The 19,195-nt window shown below is 64.6% G+C and carries 15 protein-coding genes; 3 read left to right on the forward strand and 12 right to left on the reverse strand.

Translation table 11 applies throughout. The features are described 5' to 3' along the window. The 3 genes from NAO55_RS19830 to fadD2 all read right to left on the reverse strand — a co-directional run. Window positions 1-1,141 (reverse strand): cache domain-containing protein (locus NAO55_RS19830; RefSeq protein WP_256070295.1); only part of this gene is annotated, 1,141 nt, incomplete at its 3' end. Window positions 1,142-1,314: 173 nt separating this feature from the next. After that, a complete protein-coding gene (gene fadD1 / locus NAO55_RS19835; protein ID WP_102839920.1) occupies window positions 1,315-3,006 on the reverse strand; it encodes a long-chain-fatty-acid--CoA ligase FadD1 in 1,692 nt (563 codons plus the stop codon). A gap of 223 nt (window positions 3,007-3,229) precedes the next feature. Next, window positions 3,230-4,918, reverse strand: coding sequence for a long-chain-fatty-acid--CoA ligase FadD2 (gene fadD2 / locus NAO55_RS19840; protein WP_102839919.1), 1,689 nt, complete (start codon window positions 4,916-4,918; stop codon window positions 3,230-3,232). A 274-nt stretch (window positions 4,919-5,192) separates the two neighbouring features. On the opposite strand from fadD2, the gene NAO55_RS19845 reads away from it, so the two are divergent. Beyond that, entirely contained in the window at window positions 5,193-5,663 is a 471-nt protein-coding gene (locus NAO55_RS19845; RefSeq protein ID WP_102839918.1) for a MaoC family dehydratase, read from the forward strand. 227 nt (window positions 5,664-5,890) lie between these two features. Continuing rightward, window positions 5,891-9,010 (forward strand): pullulanase-type alpha-1,6-glucosidase, encoded by a 3,120-nt coding sequence (gene pulA, locus NAO55_RS19850; protein WP_102839917.1) that lies wholly within the window; start codon window positions 5,891-5,893, stop codon window positions 9,008-9,010. 70 nt (window positions 9,011-9,080) lie between these two features. On the opposite strand, the gene ccoM is transcribed toward pulA, so the two are convergent. The 4 genes from ccoM to NAO55_RS19865 all read right to left on the reverse strand — a co-directional run bounded on the left by ccoM (window position 9,081) and on the right by NAO55_RS19865 (window position 10,531). Then, complete coding sequence (ccoM, locus tag NAO55_RS20925) at window positions 9,081-9,194, reverse strand: cytochrome c oxidase subunit CcoM (protein ID WP_285361209.1); 114 nt, start codon at window positions 9,192-9,194, stop codon at window positions 9,081-9,083. 263 nt (window positions 9,195-9,457) lie between these two features. Next, on the reverse strand, window positions 9,458-9,619 hold the full coding sequence (locus NAO55_RS19855) for a hypothetical protein (RefSeq protein ID WP_166082524.1): 162 nt from the start codon (window positions 9,617-9,619) through the stop codon (window positions 9,458-9,460). Next, complete coding sequence (locus NAO55_RS19860; RefSeq protein WP_102839915.1) at window positions 9,616-10,233, reverse strand: alpha-ketoglutarate-dependent dioxygenase AlkB family protein; 618 nt, start codon at window positions 10,231-10,233, stop codon at window positions 9,616-9,618. Before NAO55_RS19860 ends, NAO55_RS19855 begins: the two co-directional genes overlap by 4 nt. A 1-nt stretch (window position 10,234) precedes the next feature. After that, window positions 10,235-10,531, reverse strand: a complete 297-nt coding sequence (locus NAO55_RS19865; RefSeq protein ID WP_102839914.1) for an aspartate-semialdehyde dehydrogenase — start codon at window positions 10,529-10,531, stop codon at window positions 10,235-10,237. 149 nt (window positions 10,532-10,680) lie between these two features. Here NAO55_RS19865 and rapA point away from each other — a divergent pair, with 149 nt between their 5' ends. Next, the gene (rapA, locus tag NAO55_RS19870; RefSeq protein ID WP_102839913.1) at window positions 10,681-13,530 is read left to right on the forward strand and encodes an RNA polymerase-associated protein RapA; all 2,850 of its coding nucleotides are present in this window, start codon (window positions 10,681-10,683) and stop codon (window positions 13,528-13,530) included. Between the two features lie 60 nt (window positions 13,531-13,590). Here rapA and NAO55_RS19875 read toward each other — a convergent pair whose 3' ends face one another. The 5 genes from NAO55_RS19875 to NAO55_RS19895 all read right to left on the reverse strand — a co-directional run bounded on the left by NAO55_RS19875 (window position 13,591) and on the right by NAO55_RS19895 (window position 19,176). Next, window positions 13,591-14,514 carry a CHAD domain-containing protein gene (locus NAO55_RS19875; RefSeq protein ID WP_079327361.1) on the reverse strand — a complete coding sequence of 308 codons (924 nt, stop codon included), beginning with the start codon at window positions 14,512-14,514 and terminating at the stop codon, window positions 13,591-13,593. A gap of 104 nt (window positions 14,515-14,618) precedes the next feature. Beyond that, window positions 14,619-15,884, reverse strand: a complete 1,266-nt coding sequence (locus NAO55_RS19880) for an Hsp70 family protein (protein ID WP_197932482.1) — start codon at window positions 15,882-15,884, stop codon at window positions 14,619-14,621. A gap of 159 nt (window positions 15,885-16,043) precedes the next feature. Next, window positions 16,044-17,390: a spinster family MFS transporter gene (locus NAO55_RS19885; protein WP_102839911.1), complete on the reverse strand. Its 1,347-nt coding sequence runs from the start codon at window positions 17,388-17,390 to the stop codon at window positions 16,044-16,046. A 119-nt stretch (window positions 17,391-17,509) separates the two neighbouring features. After that, the gene (locus NAO55_RS19890; protein WP_102839910.1) at window positions 17,510-18,292 is read right to left on the reverse strand and encodes a hydroxypyruvate isomerase family protein; all 783 of its coding nucleotides are present in this window, start codon (window positions 18,290-18,292) and stop codon (window positions 17,510-17,512) included. After that, entirely contained in the window at window positions 18,289-19,176 is an 888-nt protein-coding gene (locus NAO55_RS19895) for an NAD(P)-dependent oxidoreductase (protein WP_102839909.1), read from the reverse strand. Before NAO55_RS19895 ends, NAO55_RS19890 begins: the two co-directional genes overlap by 4 nt. Window positions 19,177-19,195 lie beyond the last annotated feature (19 nt).

The following is a 19,195-nucleotide window of genomic DNA, read 5'->3' on the forward strand; positions in this document are numbered from 1 at the left end:
GCGACTCGCCACTGTCGCGCAGCTCGCCCACCAGCTCGTGGATCTGGCGAATGCTCTGGTCCACCACCTGCTTGGCCGCAACGCCTTGCTGATCGGTCTCGCGTGCCGCTTCGGCCGCACGCTGGGCGCTCATCGCCACTTCATTGGCCGCAGCGGACATCTCGTTGATCGCCGTGGCGACCTGATCGGTCTCGCTGCGCTGGTCGGCCATGGCCTGCTCCGAACGCTGCGCCTGGCTGGCCACGGCCGCGACCAGACCGGTCAGCTGGGTGGTGGTGCCGGCCACCTGCTGTACCAGCGAATGGATCTTCTCGACGAAGCGATTGAACGAGGTGGCCAGCTCACCCAACTCGTCCTGGCTGGTGATCGGCAGGCGGTGCGTCAGGTCGCCGTCGCCCTGCGCCATATCGTCGAGGTTCTGCTTGATCTGCAGCAGTGGACGCAGGATGGCATTGCTCATCAGTACCGCGAGCCCGGCCATCAGCACCAGCAGCAGCAACGCGGCGCCGAGCATGATCATCGTCAGGCTGTCAATACGCGCCTGGAAAACCGCGCGGGCCTCGACCACATCGCGCTCGACGTCGTCGAGGTTCAGCGAGGTGCCGAACGCCAGGTTCCACTTCGGCAGGTATTCGGCGTAACCGACCTTGGGCACCAGCGCATCGCTGCCCGGCACCGCGAAGCTGTAGTCGACGAAATGGCTGCCATTCTGACCGGCCTTGACCAGTTCACGGATGGCATACACGCCATTCGGGTCCTGGAAATCGGCGAAGCTCTCGCCGATGCGCTCGTGGGTGTCACCCTGGAACACGCGCAAGAACTGGCCATCGTAGCCCCAGAAATAACCTTCGCGGCCGTACGCCAGCCGCTCGAGCAGCGCCACGGCCTCGGCCCGCGCCTGCAGATCGCCCTCGGCCGAGAGCTCGTAGATCGGCGCAATCGCATTGCGTGCCAGTTGCACGTAGTGCTCGAGCTCGGCCCGGCGATCACGAATGAGGCTGGCACGGGTCTGTGCTTCCTGCTGATCGGCCAAGTCCTGCAGCTCGACCACGGCGACGCCGCTGAGCAGGATCGCGAGGAGCAGGATCGGACCAAGGGCAAGCAGCAGCAGTTTCACTCGCAGACGTAGTGACGACAGCATCCGATATTCCCCTACAAACTAAATGGTTAAGTAGGGCTATTGTGCCACCCACTACAGGATGAGAAGAACGCTACCAAGCGCTAACTCAAGCTCTCGAAGGCGCTGCCGATGAAACGCCGTTCGCAAAAACGAAAAAAACCCGCCGAAGCGGGTTCTTTTCACAACAGCTGCGTTTACTGCTTGTGGCCGAGCTTGCGCAGCTCCTCGTCACGCAGCTCGCGGCGCAGGATCTTGCCGACGTTGGTGGTCGGCAGGCTGTCGCGGAACTCCACGTAGCGCGGGCGCTTGTAGCCCGTCAGGTTGTCATGCATGTGCTGCATGACCTGCTCCTTGGTCAGGCTCTCGCCCGGTTTGACCACCACGAACAGCTTGATCGCCTCACCGGATTTCTCGTCCGGGACGCCGATGGCAGCGCACTGCAACACGCCCGGCAGGCTGGCGAGCACGTCTTCCAGCTCGTTGGGATATACGTTGAAGCCGGACACCAGGATCATGTCCTTCTTGCGGTCGACGATGCGGATGTAGCCGTCTTCCTGGATCACGCCGATGTCGCCGGTCTTGAACCAACCATCCGCGTCGATCACCTCAGCGGTGGCCTCGGGGCGCTGCCAGTAGCCCTTCATCACCTGCGGGCCCTTGATGCACAACTCGCCGATCTCGCCCTGCGGAAGGTCCTGACCGTCGTCATTGATGACCTTGAACTGCGTCGAGGGCACCGGAATGCCGATGGAGCCGAGCTGGATGTGCTCGATCGGGTTGACCGAGGCCACCGGGCTGGTCTCGGTCAGGCCGTAGCCTTCGCAGATCGAGCATCCGGTGACCTGCTTCCAGCGCTCGGCCGTGGCCAGCTGCAGCGCCATGCCACCGGAAAGGGTGATCTTCAGCGCCGAGAAATCGAGCTTGCGGAAGTCTTCGCTGTTGCACAGCGCGACGAACAGCGTATTGAGGCCAACGAAGCCGCTGAAGCGGTACTTGGACAGGTCCTTGATCATCGCTGGCAGGTCGCGCGGGTTGGAGATCAGGATGTTGTGGTTGCCGCTGAGCATCATCGCCATGCAGTGAAAGGTGAAGGCGTAGATGTGGTAGAGCGGCAACGGCGCGATCAGCACTTCGCTGCCGTCATTGAGGTTAGAACCCATCAGCGCCTTGCACTGCAACATGTTGGCGACGAGGTTGCGGTGCGTGAGCATGGCGCCCTTGGCCACGCCGGTGGTGCCGCCGGTGTACTGCAGCACGGCCACCTCGTCGCTCTTTGGCGAAGCCTCGCTCACCGCCTTGCCGCGGCCGAGTGCCAGCGCGTCGTTGAGCTTGACCGCTTTCGGCAGGCTGTAGGCCGGCACCATCTTCTTCACGTGCTTGACCACCGCGTTGATCAGCATGCGCTTGAGCGGCGGCAGCATGTCGGCGACTTCGGTGATGACCACGTGTTTGATGCCGGTCTTGGGCAGCACTTCCTCGGCCAGGTGCGCCATGTTGGCCAGGCAGACCAGCGCCTTGGCGCCGGCGTCGTTGAACTGGTGTTCCATCTCCCGCGCGGTATACAGCGGGTTGGTGTTGACCACGATGAGCCCGGCGCGCATGGCACCGAACACCACGATGGGATACTGGATCAGGTTGGGCAGCTGTACGGCGATGCGGTCGCCCGGCTGGAGATCGGTGTTCTGCTGCAGGTAGGCTGCGAATTCGCCGGACAGCTTGTACAGCTCACCGTAGGTCAGGGTCTTGCCGAGGCTACTGAAGGCCGGCTTGTCCGCGAAACGCTCGCAGGACTGCTTGAGCACAGCCTGAATGTTCTGATACTCGTTGGGATTGATCTCGCTGGCAACACCAACGGGATACTTATCCTTCCAGAAGTTATCGGTCATGAACCCCACTCCTAAGCAACAGCTTTATTACTGCGCGATGGCAGCTGTTTTGTTGTGATTTGTTAACTTTTGTACCGCTGATCGGGCTAAAAGCGTGCCCGAGGTTAGCAGCTTTGCCGAGGAGCGAACAGAGTCCGGAAACCGTTGATTCGACATAAAGTGACCGAAAAATATATCCCGGTCACCTCATCTGTCTCCCGCAACGACAGTGCATCTCGCGTCGTCAGGCGCTTTCGCGCAGCTCCCGACGCAGGATCTTGCCGACCGGGGTCATCGGCAATGCATCCCGGAACACGTAATGCCGTGGCATCTTGTAGCCGGTGAAATTCTCACGGCAGTAAGCCTGTAATTCTTCTTGGGTGAGCGTCGGATCGCTGGGCACGACGAACAGCTTGACCGCCTCGCCGGATTTTTCGTCCGCCACACCGATGGCGGCGCAAGCCGCGACTTTCGGGTGAGCCATCACCACGTCCTCGATCTCGTTGGGGTAGACGTTGAAGCCCGAGACGATGATCAGGTCCTTCTTGCGGTCGACGATGCTGACGAAACCGTCCTGGTCGATCACCGCGATGTCGCCGGTCTTCAGCCAGCCCTCCTCGTCCAGCACCTCGGCAGTCGCTTCGGGACGCTGCCAATAGCCCTTCATCACTTGCGGGCCCTTGACGCACAGCTCGCCACGCTCGCCGAGCGGCAAGGCGTTGCCCTCGTCATCAATGACCTTCACGGTGGTCCCGGGGACCGGCAGCCCGACGGTACCAAGACGGGAGTGCTCACCGTACGGATTCGCGCAAACAACCGGCGAGGTTTCGGTCAGGCCATAGCCTTCGACGACGGTGCAGCCGGTCATGCTCTTCCAGCGCTCGGCGACCGCCGAAACCAGCGCGGTGCCACCGGAGTTGGTGCCTTTGAGACGGGAGAAGTCGATCTTGTTGAACTGCGGGTGGGCCATCAGCGCGACGAACAAGGTGTTGAGCCCGAGGAAGCCGGAGAACTGCCAGCGCTGCAGCTCCTTGACGAAACCGTTGATATCCCGGGGATTGGTGATCAGCACGTTGTGGTTGCCGGTCACCACCATGCACATGCAATTCGCCGTGAAGGCATAGATATGGTAGAGCGGCAGCGGCGCGATCATCACTTCCTGACCCTCACGGATCACCGGATGGCCATGCTCATCCAGCTGCTGCATGTTTGCCCGAACCTGCTGCATGTTCGCCACGAGATTGCCATGAGTGAGCATCGCGCCCTTGGCCACACCGGTGGTACCACCGGTGTACTGCAGCACGGCGACGTGATCGGGCTCCAGGGCTGCCGGCTTGTGGTTGTGGCGGGCGCCGTCGCCCAGCACGCTCTTGAAGGAAACGGCTTGCGGCAGGCTGTAATCCGGCACCATCTTCTTCAGGTGCTTGACCGCGGCGTTGACCAGCGCACCTTTCAGGGCTGGCAACATGTCGCCGATGCGCACTTCGATCAGGTGCTCGATGGCGGTGTCGGGCAGCACCTCCTGCACGTGGTGGCCGAAGGTATTGAGGTACACCAGCGCCCGCGCGCCGGAATCCTGGAACTGGTGCCGCATCTCCCGCGCGGTGTACAGCGGGTTGGTATTGACCACGATGAGTCCTGCACGCAGCGCGCCGAACACGGCGATGGGGTACTGCAGCAGGTTGGGCATCTGAATGGCAATGCGGTCGCCGGGCTGCAGATCGGTGTGGTGCTGCAGCCAGGCGGCAAAAGCGGCGGAGTGGCGCTCCAGATCGGAGTAACTGAGGGTGACACCCATGTTGCTGAATGCAGGGCGGTCCGCGTGAGTCTTGCAGGCACGCTCGAACACTTCGACGACCGAGCGGTAAGCACCTAGATCGATCTCGTTGGGCACGCCGGCAGGGCGTTTGTCATTCCAGAATTCAGGCTGCATTGTTATTGGCCTCGTTACCTGAGAGTGTCTGGCCCGCGCGCAGCGGGCTCTGGCGAACTTATCAGGTCGGCATCGCGACGCAACAGCCCAAACCGCATTAATCACTGCTGTGAATCTTTCGTCACGGCATCGCGCGGCCCGGCGCCGGGACAAGTGCAGCCCGTGCCTCTAGAATGCAGCCCCAGCGCGCCGACACCGGTCATCTGGGATCGCGCGACTCGCTTCGATCCATCGGCCGCAGCACCCGGTGCGCCGACCAGCCTGAGGACATTCCATGAGCACCATCAGCAACACGCCTTACTCCGACCTGGAGGTCGGCCAGCAGGCGCGCTACGAAAAACACGTCGAGGAAAAGGATATCCAGCTGTTCGCCGCGATGTCCGGCGATCGCAACCCGGTGCACCTGGACGCCGAGTTCGCTGCCGGCACCCTGTTCAAGGAACGCATCGCCCATGGCATGTTCAGTGGCGCACTGATCAGCGCCGCCGTGGCTTGCACCATGCCGGGCCCGGGCACCATCTATCTCGGCCAGACCATGAAGTTCACCCGTCCGGTGAAAATCGGTGACACGCTGAGCGTGCGCCTGGAAATTCTCGAGAAGCTGCCGAAGAACCGCGTGCGCATCGCCACCCGCGTGTTCAATCAGAACGACGAATTGGTGGTCGACGGCGAAGCCGAAGTGCTTGCGCCGCGCAAGCAGGAAACCGTCGAACTGAAGGAACTGCCACCGATCACCATCGGCTGAGCACTCCTGCGGCCACGGCCCCGTCGCGCGACGAGGCAATCCGAGGCGCCTGATGGGCGCCCTCAGCATTTCCAGCCATACCTTTGCGCGGCAAGGGGGGCAAGCAGAACGCTATTACGGCCCTGGCCTACGCCTAAAGCGGATTCCAGCGGAAGGATGTGCATCGAATACTCCGCGCCGACCATCCAGCGAGCAGTACAAGAAGAACAACAACGGGACCCTCACCCATGCTCACTCGCTCGATCGCTTATCGGCGCCTGGCGGCGCTCGTCCTCGGCGGCTTGTCGCTGGCCGTGCAACCCACTTCGGCAGCCCCACTCGACCCCGGCCCCGACGAGGCCCTGCTCTACTACCAGCGCGCCGATGGCAACTACAACGGCTGGGGTCCACATCTGTGGAACACCGCCGACTGCAACGGCAGTGCGACCGAAACCAGCTGGGCGCAACCGCTCGCGGCGGCGGAATCCGACCCCGAATACGGCGCGCTCTATCGCATCCCGCTGAGCGCCGACGCCAGTTGCCTGAACCTGATCATGCACAAGGGCGACGAGAAGGATCTGGGCGGTACCGACCTGGTCTGGCGCTTCGACGAACTCGGCCGTCGCGTCTTCACGGTCAGCGGCAACCCGCAATTGTCCAGCACGCCACTAAGCAGCAGCGCCGTGGCGATCAACGGAGCCCGTGCGCACTGGCTCGATCCGTTCACGCTCGCGCTGGTGGGCGGCGCACCGGGCGCCAGCCGCGTCGAGTTGCGCTATGCCCACGATGCCAGCATCCGCATCGACAGCGAGGCGCGCACCGTCAGCGGCGGGCAGGTCCTGGCGATGCAGCCGTCCAGCCTGCGCAACGGCCTCAGGCGCCAGCACCCGCATCTGGCCGACGCCCCCGCTTACCAACTCACGGCAGGTGTGAGAGACATTCGCCGCGCCGTGATGAGCCAGCTGGTGGTAATTGCCTATGATGCGGACGACCGGGTCATCGATGCCACCGAAGTGCAGACCGCCGGCATCCTCGACATGCTGTTCGCCTACAACGGCAAGCTGGGCGCGACGCTCGATGCCAGAGGTGTGTCCTTCAAGCTCTGGGCACCGACCGCGCAGCGGGTTCGCCTGCATGTGTTCGATGCCGCCAAACGGCTGCTACCCGGCTATCCCAAGCCTATGCGGGAGCGGCTCGGCGTCTGGAGCCTGGAAGGCCCGCGCTCGCTGGATCGCCAATACTACCAGTATGAAGTCACCGCCTACCGACCCAGCACCGGCAGCATCGAGACGACGCTGGTCAGTGATCCCTACGCCCTAAGCCTGTCGCGCAACAGCCAGTACGCCCAGGTGGTCGACCTGAACGCCGATGACCTCAAGCCCGCCGGCTGGGATGCCGTGCGTCCGCCACGCCCGGAGCGTCCCGAAGCGAGCGTGATCTACGAAACCCATCTGCGCGACTTCAGCGCCAGCGACACCAGCCTGCCGGCGGAGCTGCGCGGCACCTACGCCGCGTTTACCCAACAGCACAGCAACGGCATGCGTCACCTGCGTGACCTGCAGAAGGCCGGGCTCACCCACGTTCAGCTGCTGCCGGTGTTCGACATCGCCACCATCGACGAGGACCCCGACCGGCGGGTCGGCCTCGACGACCCCTTCGCCAAACTCTGCGACCTGTCGGACCAGGCCCGTCAGCGCTGGGCGCAGCATTGCGCAGCGGCGAGCATCCGCCAGGTACTCGAGGGCTTCGATCCGGCGAGCGGCCAGGCGCAATCGCTGTACGACGACCTGCGCGGGCTGGACGATTTCAACTGGGGTTACGACCCCTTCCACTTCACCGCGCCCGAGGGCAGCTACGCCAGTGACGCCGAAGGTGTGCAACGCATCATCGAGTTCCGCCAGATGGTGCAGTCGCTCGCCAATAACGGCCTGGCCACGGTGATGGACGTGGTCTACAACCACACGAACGCCTCGGGTCTGGCCGACAAATCGGTTCTGGACAAGGTCGTGCCCGGCTATTACCACCGCCGCAACCCCACCACCGGCGCGGTGGAAACCTCGACCTGCTGCGAGAACACCGCCAGCGAACATCGCATGATGGCCAAGCTGATGATCGACTCGCTGAAGGTCTGGGCCCGCGACTACAAGATCGCCGGTTTTCGCTTCGATCTGATGGGTCACCACATGCGCGAGCAGATCGTCGATGCGTATCGTGCGGTCCGCCGCATCGATCGCGAGACCTATTTCTACGGCGAAGGCTGGGAATTCGGCGAGGTCGCCGGCAATGCGCGCGGCATCAATGCCAACCAGCTGAACATGGCCGGCACCGGTGTCGGCACATTCAACGATCGACAGCGTGATGCGGTACGCGGCGGCAGCCCCTTCGATGGCGGCGACAGCATCCGCCGCAACCAGGGCTTCGCCAACGGCCTCTACCTGCGGCCCAACGAGCTGAGCGGTGCCGGGGCTCAGGAAAAAGCGCAGCTGCTGCACGCAGCCGACCTGATCCGCGTCGGCATCGCCGGCGGGCTGCGTGATTTCCAGTTCGTCACCGCCGACGGCAGCACACGCAAGGGCAGCGAGATCGACTACAACGGCCAGCCCGCCGGCTATACGCTGGACCCGCAGGAAACGGTCAATTACGTCTCCAAGCACGATAACCAGACGCTGTGGGACAACAACCAGTACAAGTTCGCCAGCAGCCTGTCGGTTGCCGACCGGGTCCGCCTGCACCTGGTGGCGCTGTCGGTGCCGCTGTTCAGCCAGGGCGTGCCGTTCATCCATCTCGGCTCGGACATCCTGCGTTCAAAGTCCATGCAGCGCGACAGCTACGACTCGGGGGACTGGTTCAACGCGGTGGATTTCGGCTACCAGGACAACAACTGGAACAAGGGCTTGCCGCGTGCCGACAAGGACGGCGACAACTGGCCGCTGATTCGCAGGATCATCGTCGACCCACAGGCCGAACCGGGCGCTGCCGACATCGTCACCGCAAAGCGGCGCTTTCTGGAGCTGGTGAAAATTCGCAGCGACAGCGCGCTATTCCAGCTCGACAACGCCCGCGAGGTGCAGCGGCGCCTGCAGTTCCACAATACCGGGCCCGAGCAGCAGCCCGGGGTGATCGCCTACAGCCTGGCCGATGGACCGCGCGCCGGCCGTGATCTGGACCCCCGCTACAGCTCGCTGATGGTGGTGATCAATGCGTCGGACAAGCGGGTTCGTCTGTCAGGGGCGGATGGCTATCGGTTGCATCCGCTGCTCGAAGGCTCGGTCGACCCGATCGCTCGCCAGGCTACCGTGAGCAAGGGGAAATTCGAGGTGCCGGCTTTCACCACGACCGTGTTCGTCCAAGCGCAGACACGTCGTTAAATCGCGGGCAAAAAAAAAAAGGCGACCAGAGGTCGCCTAAATGCCTTGCGTGCCCTTGTGTTCGACGGAATCAGCCCTTTTTCTTGTGGGCATCCCGCCAAACGAAATATCCGAAACCTGCGAAGAAGGCGACCATCAGGCCGACCGTGACCACCCCTGCGAGCACCACATTATCGACAAACATGAGACCTACCTCCGAAACCTGATTCGCTGTTCGATGGGTGCAAGGTAAACCCGGGTGATCGGGAAAAAATTGACCCGGGTCAATGGCCGCAAAATGCCGATCCCAGGCGCGCGCAACGACTGATCCAGGTCAAGAAAATGGGGGTATTGGAGGAAGGGTTCGGCCGAATTCGCCCTGAAATGGGCAGGCCGCAAATAGCGGAGGCGATCGCTAATAGCGAATCGGTATGGACTGCCGGTGTGGCGCGCGAGCTGGCATGCCGATCAACGTTTCTTTGTCGGCTTCTTGCCCTTCTTCTTCGATTTGCCAAGCGGCAGGACCTGCTCGAAGGTCTTGCGCATCTCCTCGAGTCGCTTGTCGTTCAGGTCATGAATGCGGCGTGCACGCTCGGCGCTGAAATCGATCAGGTTCTCGTCACTGCTCATGCGTTCGTTCCCGGCCGGATAAGGCGAAAGGTCAGGTTGAGGCGCGGCTGCGATACCTTGCTGGTCCGCGCGATCTGGTGCTGCCAATGATGCTGCGTCGCGCCGCTCATGACCAGCAACGAGCCATGCCCAAGCAGCAGCGAGTGCTGAATACGCCCGCTGCCCTTGCGCCGCAGGTCGAAGCGTCGTTCGGTTCCCAGGCTCAACGATGCCACGACCGGATTGCGGCCCAGCTCGACTTCGTCGTCACTGTGCCAGCCCATGGCATCGCGACCGTCGCGATACAGGTTGAGCAATACGCCATTGAAGCGACGGCCAGTCTCGTTCTGCAGACGCTGAAGGATGTCTTGCAAGAGCGGTGTCCAGGCCAACGGTTCATGCCGCAAGCCGGAATAGCGGTATCCGGCCTCGGCGTCGCCATACCAGGCGACCAGCCGCGGTACCGCAACTCGGCGGCCGTAGATGCGTATCTCCGGTTGCGTCCAGGGCGTGGCGCGGAGCAACTCCTGCTGCCAGGCATCGGCGGTATCACCGTCGACCCAGCCCGCCCGGTAATCCAACACGGCGTCAGGCAGCTCGATCGATGAAACAACGCTTGGGTCGGTCGTCAACACCTCAGACCTCGACGTCGACCCAGAGGCCCTGCCGTGGCAGCTCTTCCAAACCGGCCTGATCCTGCTCGTCGGTCTCGCCCTTCGCCAGCTCTTCCGGGGTGTAACCGCGGCGTTGCCGGCGCCTTTGCTCGTCGCGCAGCATTTCCGCGCTCTCCTGCGGATGCCGACGATCGAGGGTGACGGCGCTTTCGCCGGAACTTGGCTGCACCGGAGCCACCGGCGCCACCTCGGGGCGCGGCTTGACCGCGTCCTGCTGGGCGCTGACCGGGAATACGCCGCTTGGAATGGGTGGCAGCATGTTTGAGCCCTCTTTGCCGATGAGTCGGCGCAACACCGGCCAACTTTAGCAGGACCGCTACACTTGATGCGTCGAGCAGTCGCCATCGGCCGTCGCTCTCGTGGCGACGTTCCGTTACCATAGCCGGCTTTTTCACAGCGGGAGGCAGCATGGCGCAGCAGTATCTACCGGGGCAACGCTGGATCAGCGACAGCGAGGCGGAACTCGGCCTCGGAACCATCCTCACTCAGGATGGACGGATGCTCACCGTGCTTTACCCGGCGACCGGCGAGACCCGCCAGTATGCGACGCGCAGTGCGCCACTGACCCGCGTACGCTTCGTCCCGGGAGACGAGATCACCCACTTCGAAGGTTGGAAGATGACCGTGCGCGAGGTCGATGACGTCGATGGCCTGCTGGTCTATCACGGCCTGACCGCGCAGAACGAAGCCCGCACCCTGCCGGAAACCCAGCTGTCGAACTTCATCCAGTTCCGCCTGGCCAGCGACCGCCTCTTCGCCGGCCAGATCGACCCGCTGGCCTGGTTCAGCCTGCGTTACCACACCCTGCAGCACCAGAGCGCCCAGTTGCAGTCCTCGCTGTGGGGCCTGGGTGGCGTGCGTGCACAGCCCATCGCGCACCAGCTGCACATTGCCAAGGAGGTCGCCGACCGCATCGCCCCCCGCGTGCTGCTGGCCGACGAGGTAGGTTTGGGCAAGACCATCGAAGCCGGCCTGATCATCCATCGCCAGCTGCTCTCCGGCCGTGCCAGCCGGGTGCTGATCCTGGTTCCGGAAAACCTCCAGCACCAATGGCTGGTGGAAATGCGTCGCCGCTTCAACCTGGAAGTCGCGCTGTTTGATGCCGAGCGCTTCATCGAGAGCGATGCCAGCAACCCGTTCGAAGACACCCAACTGGCGCTGGTATCGCTGGAGTGGCTGAAGGAAGACGAGCGCGCCCAGGACGCCGCCTTCGCCGCCGGCTGGGACCTGCTGGTGGTGGACGAGGCGCATCACCTGGTCTGGCATCCGGAAGGCGCCAGCGCCGAATACACGCTGGTCGAACAGCTGGCTGAAGTGATTCCCGGCGTGCTGCTGCTGACCGCGACACCCGAACAGCTCGGCCTGGACAGCCACTTCGCACGTCTGCGCCTGCTCGATCCGAATCGTTTCCATGACCTCGATGCCTTCCGCGCCGAGAGCTCCAGCTATCAGCCAGTGGCCGAAGCCGTGCAGGAACTGCTCGACGAGGGTCGTCTCTCGCAGCAGGCTCATCAGACCATCCATGATTTCCTTGGTGCCGAAGGCGAAGCCCTGCTCGCCGCCGCCACCGATGGCGATATCGAGGCCAGCAGTCGGCTGATCCGCGAGCTGCTCGACCGTCACGGCACCGGCCGCCTGCTGTTCCGCAATACGCGCGCCGCCGTGCAGGGCTTTCCCGAGCGCCAGCTGCACCCCTACCCGCTGCCCTGCCCCGCCGAATACATGGAGCTGCCGCTGGGCGAGCACGCCGAGCTGTATCCGGAAGTCGCCTTCCAGAGTCAGCAGGAACCGGCCGACGAGCAGAACCGCTGGTGGCAGTTCGACCCGCGCGTCGAGTGGCTGATCGACACCCTAAAAATGCTGAAGAAGTACAAGGTGCTGGTCATCTGCGCGCATGCCGAGACCGCGCTGGATCTGGAGGACGCGCTGCGCGTGCGCTCCGGCATCCCGGCCACGGTTTTCCACGAGGGCATGAGCATCCTCGAGCGCGACCGCGCCGCGGCCTACTTCGCCGACGAGGAGTTCGGCGCGCAGGTGCTGATCTGCTCGGAAATCGGCAGCGAAGGCCGCAACTTCCAGTTCAGCCACCATCTGGTGCTGTTCGATCTGCCGGCTCATCCGGACCTGCTCGAGCAGCGCATCGGCCGCCTCGACCGTATCGGCCAGCAGCACACTATCCAGCTGCACGTGCCCTATCTGGAAACCAGCCCGCAGGAGCGCCTGTTCAAGTGGTACCACGAAGCGCTGAACGCCTTCCTGGCCACCTGCCCGACCGGCAATGCCCTGCAACATCAGTTCGGCCCGCGCCTGCTGCCGCTGCTGGAAGATGGCGATGACGACACCTTCCAGGGCCTGATCGACGAAGCCCGCGCCGAGCGTGAGCGCCTGGAAGCCGAGCTGCATGCCGGCCGCGACCGTTTGCTGGAACTCAACTCCGGCGGTGGCGAGCAGGGCAAGGCGCTGGTGGACGCCATCGAGGAGCAGGACGATCAGTTCGCGCTGCCGATCTACATGGAGCAGCTGTTCGATGCGTTCGGCATCGACAGTGAAGACCACTCGGAAAATGCCCTGGTGCTGCGCCCCAGCGAAAAGATGCTGGACGCCAGCTTCCCGCTGGGCGACGACGAGGCCGTGACCATCACCTACGACCGCGAACAGGCGCTAGCCCGCGAAGACATGCAATTCCTCACCTGGGAACATCCCATGGTGCAGGGCGGCATGGACCTGGTGCTGTCCGGATCCATGGGCAACACCGCGGTGGCGCTGATCAAGAACAAGGCGCTCAAGCCGGGCACCGTGCTCCTCGAACTGTTGTTCGTCAGCGAGGTGGTGGCGCCGCGCGCCCTGCAGCTGAGCCGCTTCCTGCCGCCGCTGGCGCTGCGCTGCCTGCTCGACGGCAACGGCAACGACCTGGCGGCCAAGGTGGCCTTCGACACGCTCAACGATCAGCTGGAAAGCGTGCCACGCGCCAGCGCCAACAAGTTCGTCCAGGCCCAGCGCGACGTGCTGGCCACGCAGATCGCCGCCGCCGAGGCCAAGATCAAGCCGCGCCATGTCGAACGCGTCGCCGAAGCCCAGCGCAAGCTCAAGGCCGGGCTGGACGAAGAGCTTGCCCGACTGGTGGCCCTGCAGGCCGTCAACCCGAGCGTGCGTGACAGCGAAATCGAAGCGCTGCGCCAGCAACGCGAGGACGGTCTGGCGGCACTGGAAAAGGCCGCCCTGCGCCTGGAAGCGATACGCGTACTGGTTGCCGGATAAGCTGGCGCGTTCCGGCCCTGACCGGCGGGCTGAGGCCCGCCCCCAGGGCCACGTGCGAAGCTAACCGCGCTCCGCCCGGGCGATGCACCAGTAGGCCGCCATTCGGGTGACCAGCGCCTTCGGCCCCTCGGCGTAGAGCCGCCGGCCAAGGCGCAGCGCTCGTTGCTGCAGCTGCTCGCGGCGCTGCTGGATACAACGCTGCAACTGCTCTCGAGTCTCCAGCGCGCCGAACAGATCGGGCTCGCGCTCCATCAGCTGGGCCATCATCGCCAGGTCATGGTCATCGCCCAAGGCATCGGCGACCTGCTTGAGCTGATCGGCGCGGCTTTCCAGCGCGTCCGGCCAGCACGGCGAAAGCAGCTGGCAGTGATACCAATGATCCTTCACCCGCTTGCGCCACTCGTGCAGCAGCTCGTCCGAAGCATCCCGTTCCGCCCGCGCCAGATCCCGCACGCCGTCGCTGTAGGTGCGGCGCAACCCGTTGGCGAGCAGCCCGAAGCCCTTGCCGGACAGCTTCCAGTGCTGCATTTCCTGGGTCAGCGCACGCAGCTCACCCAGCACTTCGGCCAGCTCCGCGTCGAAATCCGCGTGCACCTCGCCATCCGGCGCGGCGCGCTGCTGCAGTTGCAGGCGGATCTGGCGGAACGCGTCGCTGACGAACAGTGGCTGGTTGGCCCGTGCCAGGGCGTCCCAGCTTTCCAGCATCGCCGCGGCATCGCGGGACTCGGCCAGGCGCCGCCCCACGTCGCGCAGCCGCCGGTTGTCGAGCTTGAAACGTGCACCGAGCGGCTCGCGTACCAGCCGCAACAGGGCTCGCAGTTCCTTGAAGCGCTTGCGCGCCTGATGCACCCCTTCCGCGCGCTCATCCGCCTCGACCGTAAGCGCCTGGATCGCCTTGTCGATGCGCTGCAGGGCGGCCTTGCGCACTTCCTTGGCGGCGTTGCGAGTAGGTCGGATGCGATAGGCCATCGAATTGCTCTCCATGAAGACGCTCCGCTTGAGCACCGTTAATGGGACCCGCAGCCTGCACCCGACGTTGACCCGTCAGTGTGAAGTTTTTGTGTCAGCGAATGACGTTGCGGCCCGGCTCAACCGTAGCGCTTGCGCGCCTCGATGGCCAACCCGCTGCCGATGCTGCCGAAGCGGTTGCCCTCGACATGGCGCGCCCGCGGCAGCAGCTCGGCGACGCTGTCGCGCAGCGCGGGAATGGCACTGGAACCGCCGGTGAAGAACACGGTGTCGACCTCCTCGGCACGCACCCCGGCATCGGCCAGCAGCTGTCCAATGCTGACGCCGATGCGTTCGAGCAGCGCGGCGATGGCACTCTCGAACCCCTGCCGGCTCAGCTCGACGCGCAGATCCGGCTCGATGCGCTGGAAGTCGATGGCGAAGCGCTGCTGCTCGGTCAGCTCGATCTTGCCCTGCTCCACCTGCATCGCCAGCCAGTGGCCGGCGCGCTGCTCGATCAGGCGGAACAGCCGATCGATGCCGGTGGGATCGACGATGTCGTAGCGCATGCTCTGCAGGGCGCGCTGCGACGCCGGGGCGTAGACCGCGTTGATGGTGTGCCAGGTGGCGAGGTTGAGGTGGGTGCTGGTGGGCATCGGTGCATCGCTTTTCATCCGGCTGCCATAGCCGAACAGCGGCATCACCCCGTGCAGGCTGAGCTGCTTGTCGAAGTCGGTGCCGCCGATATGCACGCCGCCTGTCGCGAGGATGTCCGCCTGCCGGTCGTCCACCGCACGGCGCTCAGGCGACAGGCGCACCAGCGAGAAGTCGGAGGTACCGCCGCCGATATCCACGATCAGCACGCGCTCCTCGCGCTCGATGCGCGACTCGTAGTCGAAGGCCGCGGCGATCGGCTCGTACTGGAACGACACCTCCTTGAAGCCGATCTTGCGGGCGGCAGCGGCGAGGGTGTCCGATGCCTCGCGGTCCGCCTGTGGGTCGTCGTCGACAAAGAACACCGGCCGCCCCAGCACGACTTCCTCGAATGGCCGGCCGGCGGCCGTCTCGGCCCGCTGTTTGAGGGTGCCGAGGAACAGGCCAAGGATCTCCTTGAACGGCATGGCGCTACCGAGCACGGTGGTTTCGCTCTTCAGCAGCTTGGAGCCGAGCAGGCTCTTGAGCGAGCGCATCAGCCGGCCTTCGTAGCCTTCGAGGTATTCGTGCAGCGCCTGGCGACCGTAGACAGGGCGGCGCTCTTCGAGGTTGAAGAACACCACCGAGGGCAGCGTCGGCTGATCACCCTCGAGGGCGATCAGCGGATCGGCATCCGGCCGCCACCAGCCGACCGTGGAGTTGGAGGTGCCAAAATCGATGCCGCAGGCGCGGGCGGGTGAAGCGTTGAGCATGGCGTGGTCCGCGGGTACAGAAAAAACGGCCGCGCAGTGTAAAGGAGGTGGTCCGCCGTTGCAGGCCTATCGTCGGTCAACCCCTCGCCGGCCTTGTCCAGATGAAAAAAATGCCCGGCCATTGCTGGTCCGGGCACAAACCCCATGACGCAACGTGTATCAGGCAGGCACCGCCTCCGCGCCGGGCGCTGCGGCGGTCATCCCCGCCGTCATGCGTTTGGCATCGGCACAGAAGGTCCGCGAGGCCTGGAACAGGAACACCATGGTCAGCAGCAGCGACGCCGGAATCAGATACATCGCCCCGTGCAGCCCTTCCGCACGGAAGGCCTCGGCCATCTCGCTGGCGCCTGCCGCGAGCATTGCCGACTCGGCGAAGTGGTCCGAAAGCAGCCCCACAACCACGGTGCCCATGCCGCCACCGAGCAGGTACAGACCGGCGAAGAACAGCGCCATGGCCGTGGCCCGCAGGCGCGGTTCGACGACGTCCTGGATCGCGGTATAGACGCAGGTATAGAAGTTGTAGGAGAACAGCCAGCCGATGCTGAACACCGCAACGAACAGGCCCACGTCGATCCGCCCGGCGAGCAACGCGTAGCCGGTCGCGAGCGTGGCGACCAGCATGCTCACCGCGGCGAATATCAGCCGGCCACGGGCAAAGCGCTGATGGATGCGGTCAGCGACCCAGCCGCCCAGGGTCAGCCCGATCAAACCGGTCAGGCCGACGATCACGCCGGTGGCGACCGAGGCATTGACCAAAGAGACCCCGTGGTAACGCATCAGCAGCGGCACCATGAAGGCGTTGCAGGCGTAGGTGGCGAAGTTGAACGCCAGCCCGGCCAGCACCAGCCACCAGAAGGTACGAATGGCCAGGACTTTGCGCACCGGCTGCTGCACCGGCTCCTGCGAGACCTTGACGGTCTCCGCCGCACCGCGCTTAGGCTCGCGGATCAGGAAGATGAACAGCGCCAGCACCAGCCCCGGCACCGCAGCTATGAAGAAGGGCGCACGCCAACTGCCGAAGAACTCGACCATGGAGCCGATAGTGAAGAATGCCAACAGCAGTCCCAGCGGCAAGCCCAGCATGAAGATGCCCATGGCCCGTGCCCGCTTGTGTGCCGGGAACAGATCGCCGATCAGCGAGTTGGCGGCCGGCGCGTAGCTGGCCTCGCCGATGCCGATGCCCATACGCACCAGCAGGAAGCTCCAGAAATTCCAGGCCAGCCCGTTGATCGCCGTCAGGCCGCTCCAGGCGGTGAGCCCCCAGCCCATGATCTTGCGCCGCGAACCGAGGTCGGCCATGCGCCCCAGCGGCAGACCGGCAATGGCGTAGACGATGGTGAAGGCGGTGCCGATCAGGCCGAGCTGGAAGTCGTTGAGGCTCCATTCCAGACGAATCGGCTCGGCGATGATCGCCGGGATGGTGCGATCGAAGAAGTTGAACAGGTTCGCCAGAAACAGCAGAAACAGCACGCGCCAGGCGTTGGAAGCTTGGGTGGAAGGCTGCATGACGTCGGTCTCGATTGTTCTTATATTCCGGCCGCAGACCAGCCGGGACTCGACGATGACTCTAGAGTCTGTACCTGATCCTGTCTCCGAACATCAGCCTCGCTTATGCCGCGCGATGGTCAGCGGGCACGCCAATCGGCCAGCCATCCCAGACTGGCCTCGCTGCCCTGCTCGCCCGGCTTGTATTCCGCGCCCAGCCAGCCCTGGTAGCCGCCGGTCTGCAATGCCTGCAGCGCACCCGCAAAGTCCACTTCGCCGCTGCCCGGGGCGCCGCGCCCGGGGCAATCGGCGAACTGTACGTGACCGATACGCCCGGCCAGCTGGGTGATGCACTCCGGCAGGTCCAGGCCCTGGCGGGCCATGTGGTAAAAGTCCAGCTGCGCCATGCAGCTGGGGTGGTCAACCCGCTCCAGCAACGTCGCCAGATCCGCCGCGCTGTTGACCAGAAAGCCCGGCATGTCGAGCGGGTTGATCGCCTCGCAGAGCACGCGGATGCCGAGCATGTCGAAGGCATCGGCGGTCTTCCACAGGTTGTGCTCCAACGTCTCCAGCGCCAGTTCGCGCTCAACGCCCTCCGCCAGTCGGCCCGGCAGCACGTTGACACACGCCGGGCGCGCCATCAGTGCGTAGGTCAGCGCCTCCTGCAAGGCATTGTCGAAGGCTTCCTGCCGCTCCGGCACGGCCGCCAACCCGGGACCGCCCTGCATCAGATCGCCGGCCGGCAGGTTGATCAGCACCAGTGGCAGGCCGGCGCGCTCGAGTTGCTCGCGCAACTGGATGGCCGGCACCTCATAGGGAAACTGGATTTCCACGCCATCGAAGCCGGCGACGCGGGCGGCGAGGATGCGCTCGGCCAGGGGCAGCTCGGTGAACAGCAGCGAGAGGTTGGCGGAGATCTTCACTGGTCGCCCTCCCGGTACATCTCGACCAGCGTTGCCGGATCGCGCTCCAGGTTGCCCTGGCTGCCGTGCAGGCGCATCAGCTGCGCGGCCAAACCGCTCAAGGGGGTCGCCGAGCCCTGCTCGCGGGAGAGTTTCACTGCGGTGTCGAGATCCTTGAGCAAGGTGCGCACGTGCCATTTCACCGGCTCGAACTCACTCGCAGCCATCTGCGGGGCAAGAATCTGCAACGGTCTGGAGTCAGCGAAACCGCCCGCCAGTGCCGGCGCCAGCAGGCTGGCATCGACCCCGGCGCGTTCGGCCAGCGCCACCACTTCGGCGATCACCAGGGCATTACAGGCGACGATCATCTGGTTGCAGACCTTGGTCACCTGCCCGGCACCCACCTCACCCATATGGGTCAGACGCTGGCCCAGGTTCATCAGGATCGGCCGCACCCGTTCGACGTCCTCGGCCCGCCCGCCGGCCATGATCGCCAGCGTGCCGGCTTCCGCGCCGGCGGTGCCACCGGAGACCGGCGCATCGACCCAGCGCATGCCACTGCGGAATTCCAGCTCGGCGGCCATATCACGGGTCGCAGTGGGCTCCAGGCTGGAATGGTCGACCAGCAGCTTGCCGGCCTTGCCGCCCTCGGCGATGCCCCCCTTGCCGAACAGCACCTCGCGCACGGCGGCGGTATCGGCCAGGCACAGCAGCACGATGTCGGCCTCGGCACAGAGCTCGGCGGGGGTCGCGACGGCCCTGGCGCCAAGTTCGATCAGCGGCTGGCACTTGTCGGGCGAGCGGTTCCAGACGACCAGCTGATAACCTGCGGCGAGCAGGCGGCGACACATCGGCAGGCCCATCAGACCGATACCGGCGAAGGCGAGAGTTGGCAGATCGGACATGGACGTCTCCTTGGCAAAC

The sequence above is a fragment of the Stutzerimonas frequens genome, from assembly GCF_024448335.1.
GTDB classification, from domain to species: domain Bacteria; phylum Pseudomonadota; class Gammaproteobacteria; order Pseudomonadales; family Pseudomonadaceae; genus Stutzerimonas; species Stutzerimonas frequens.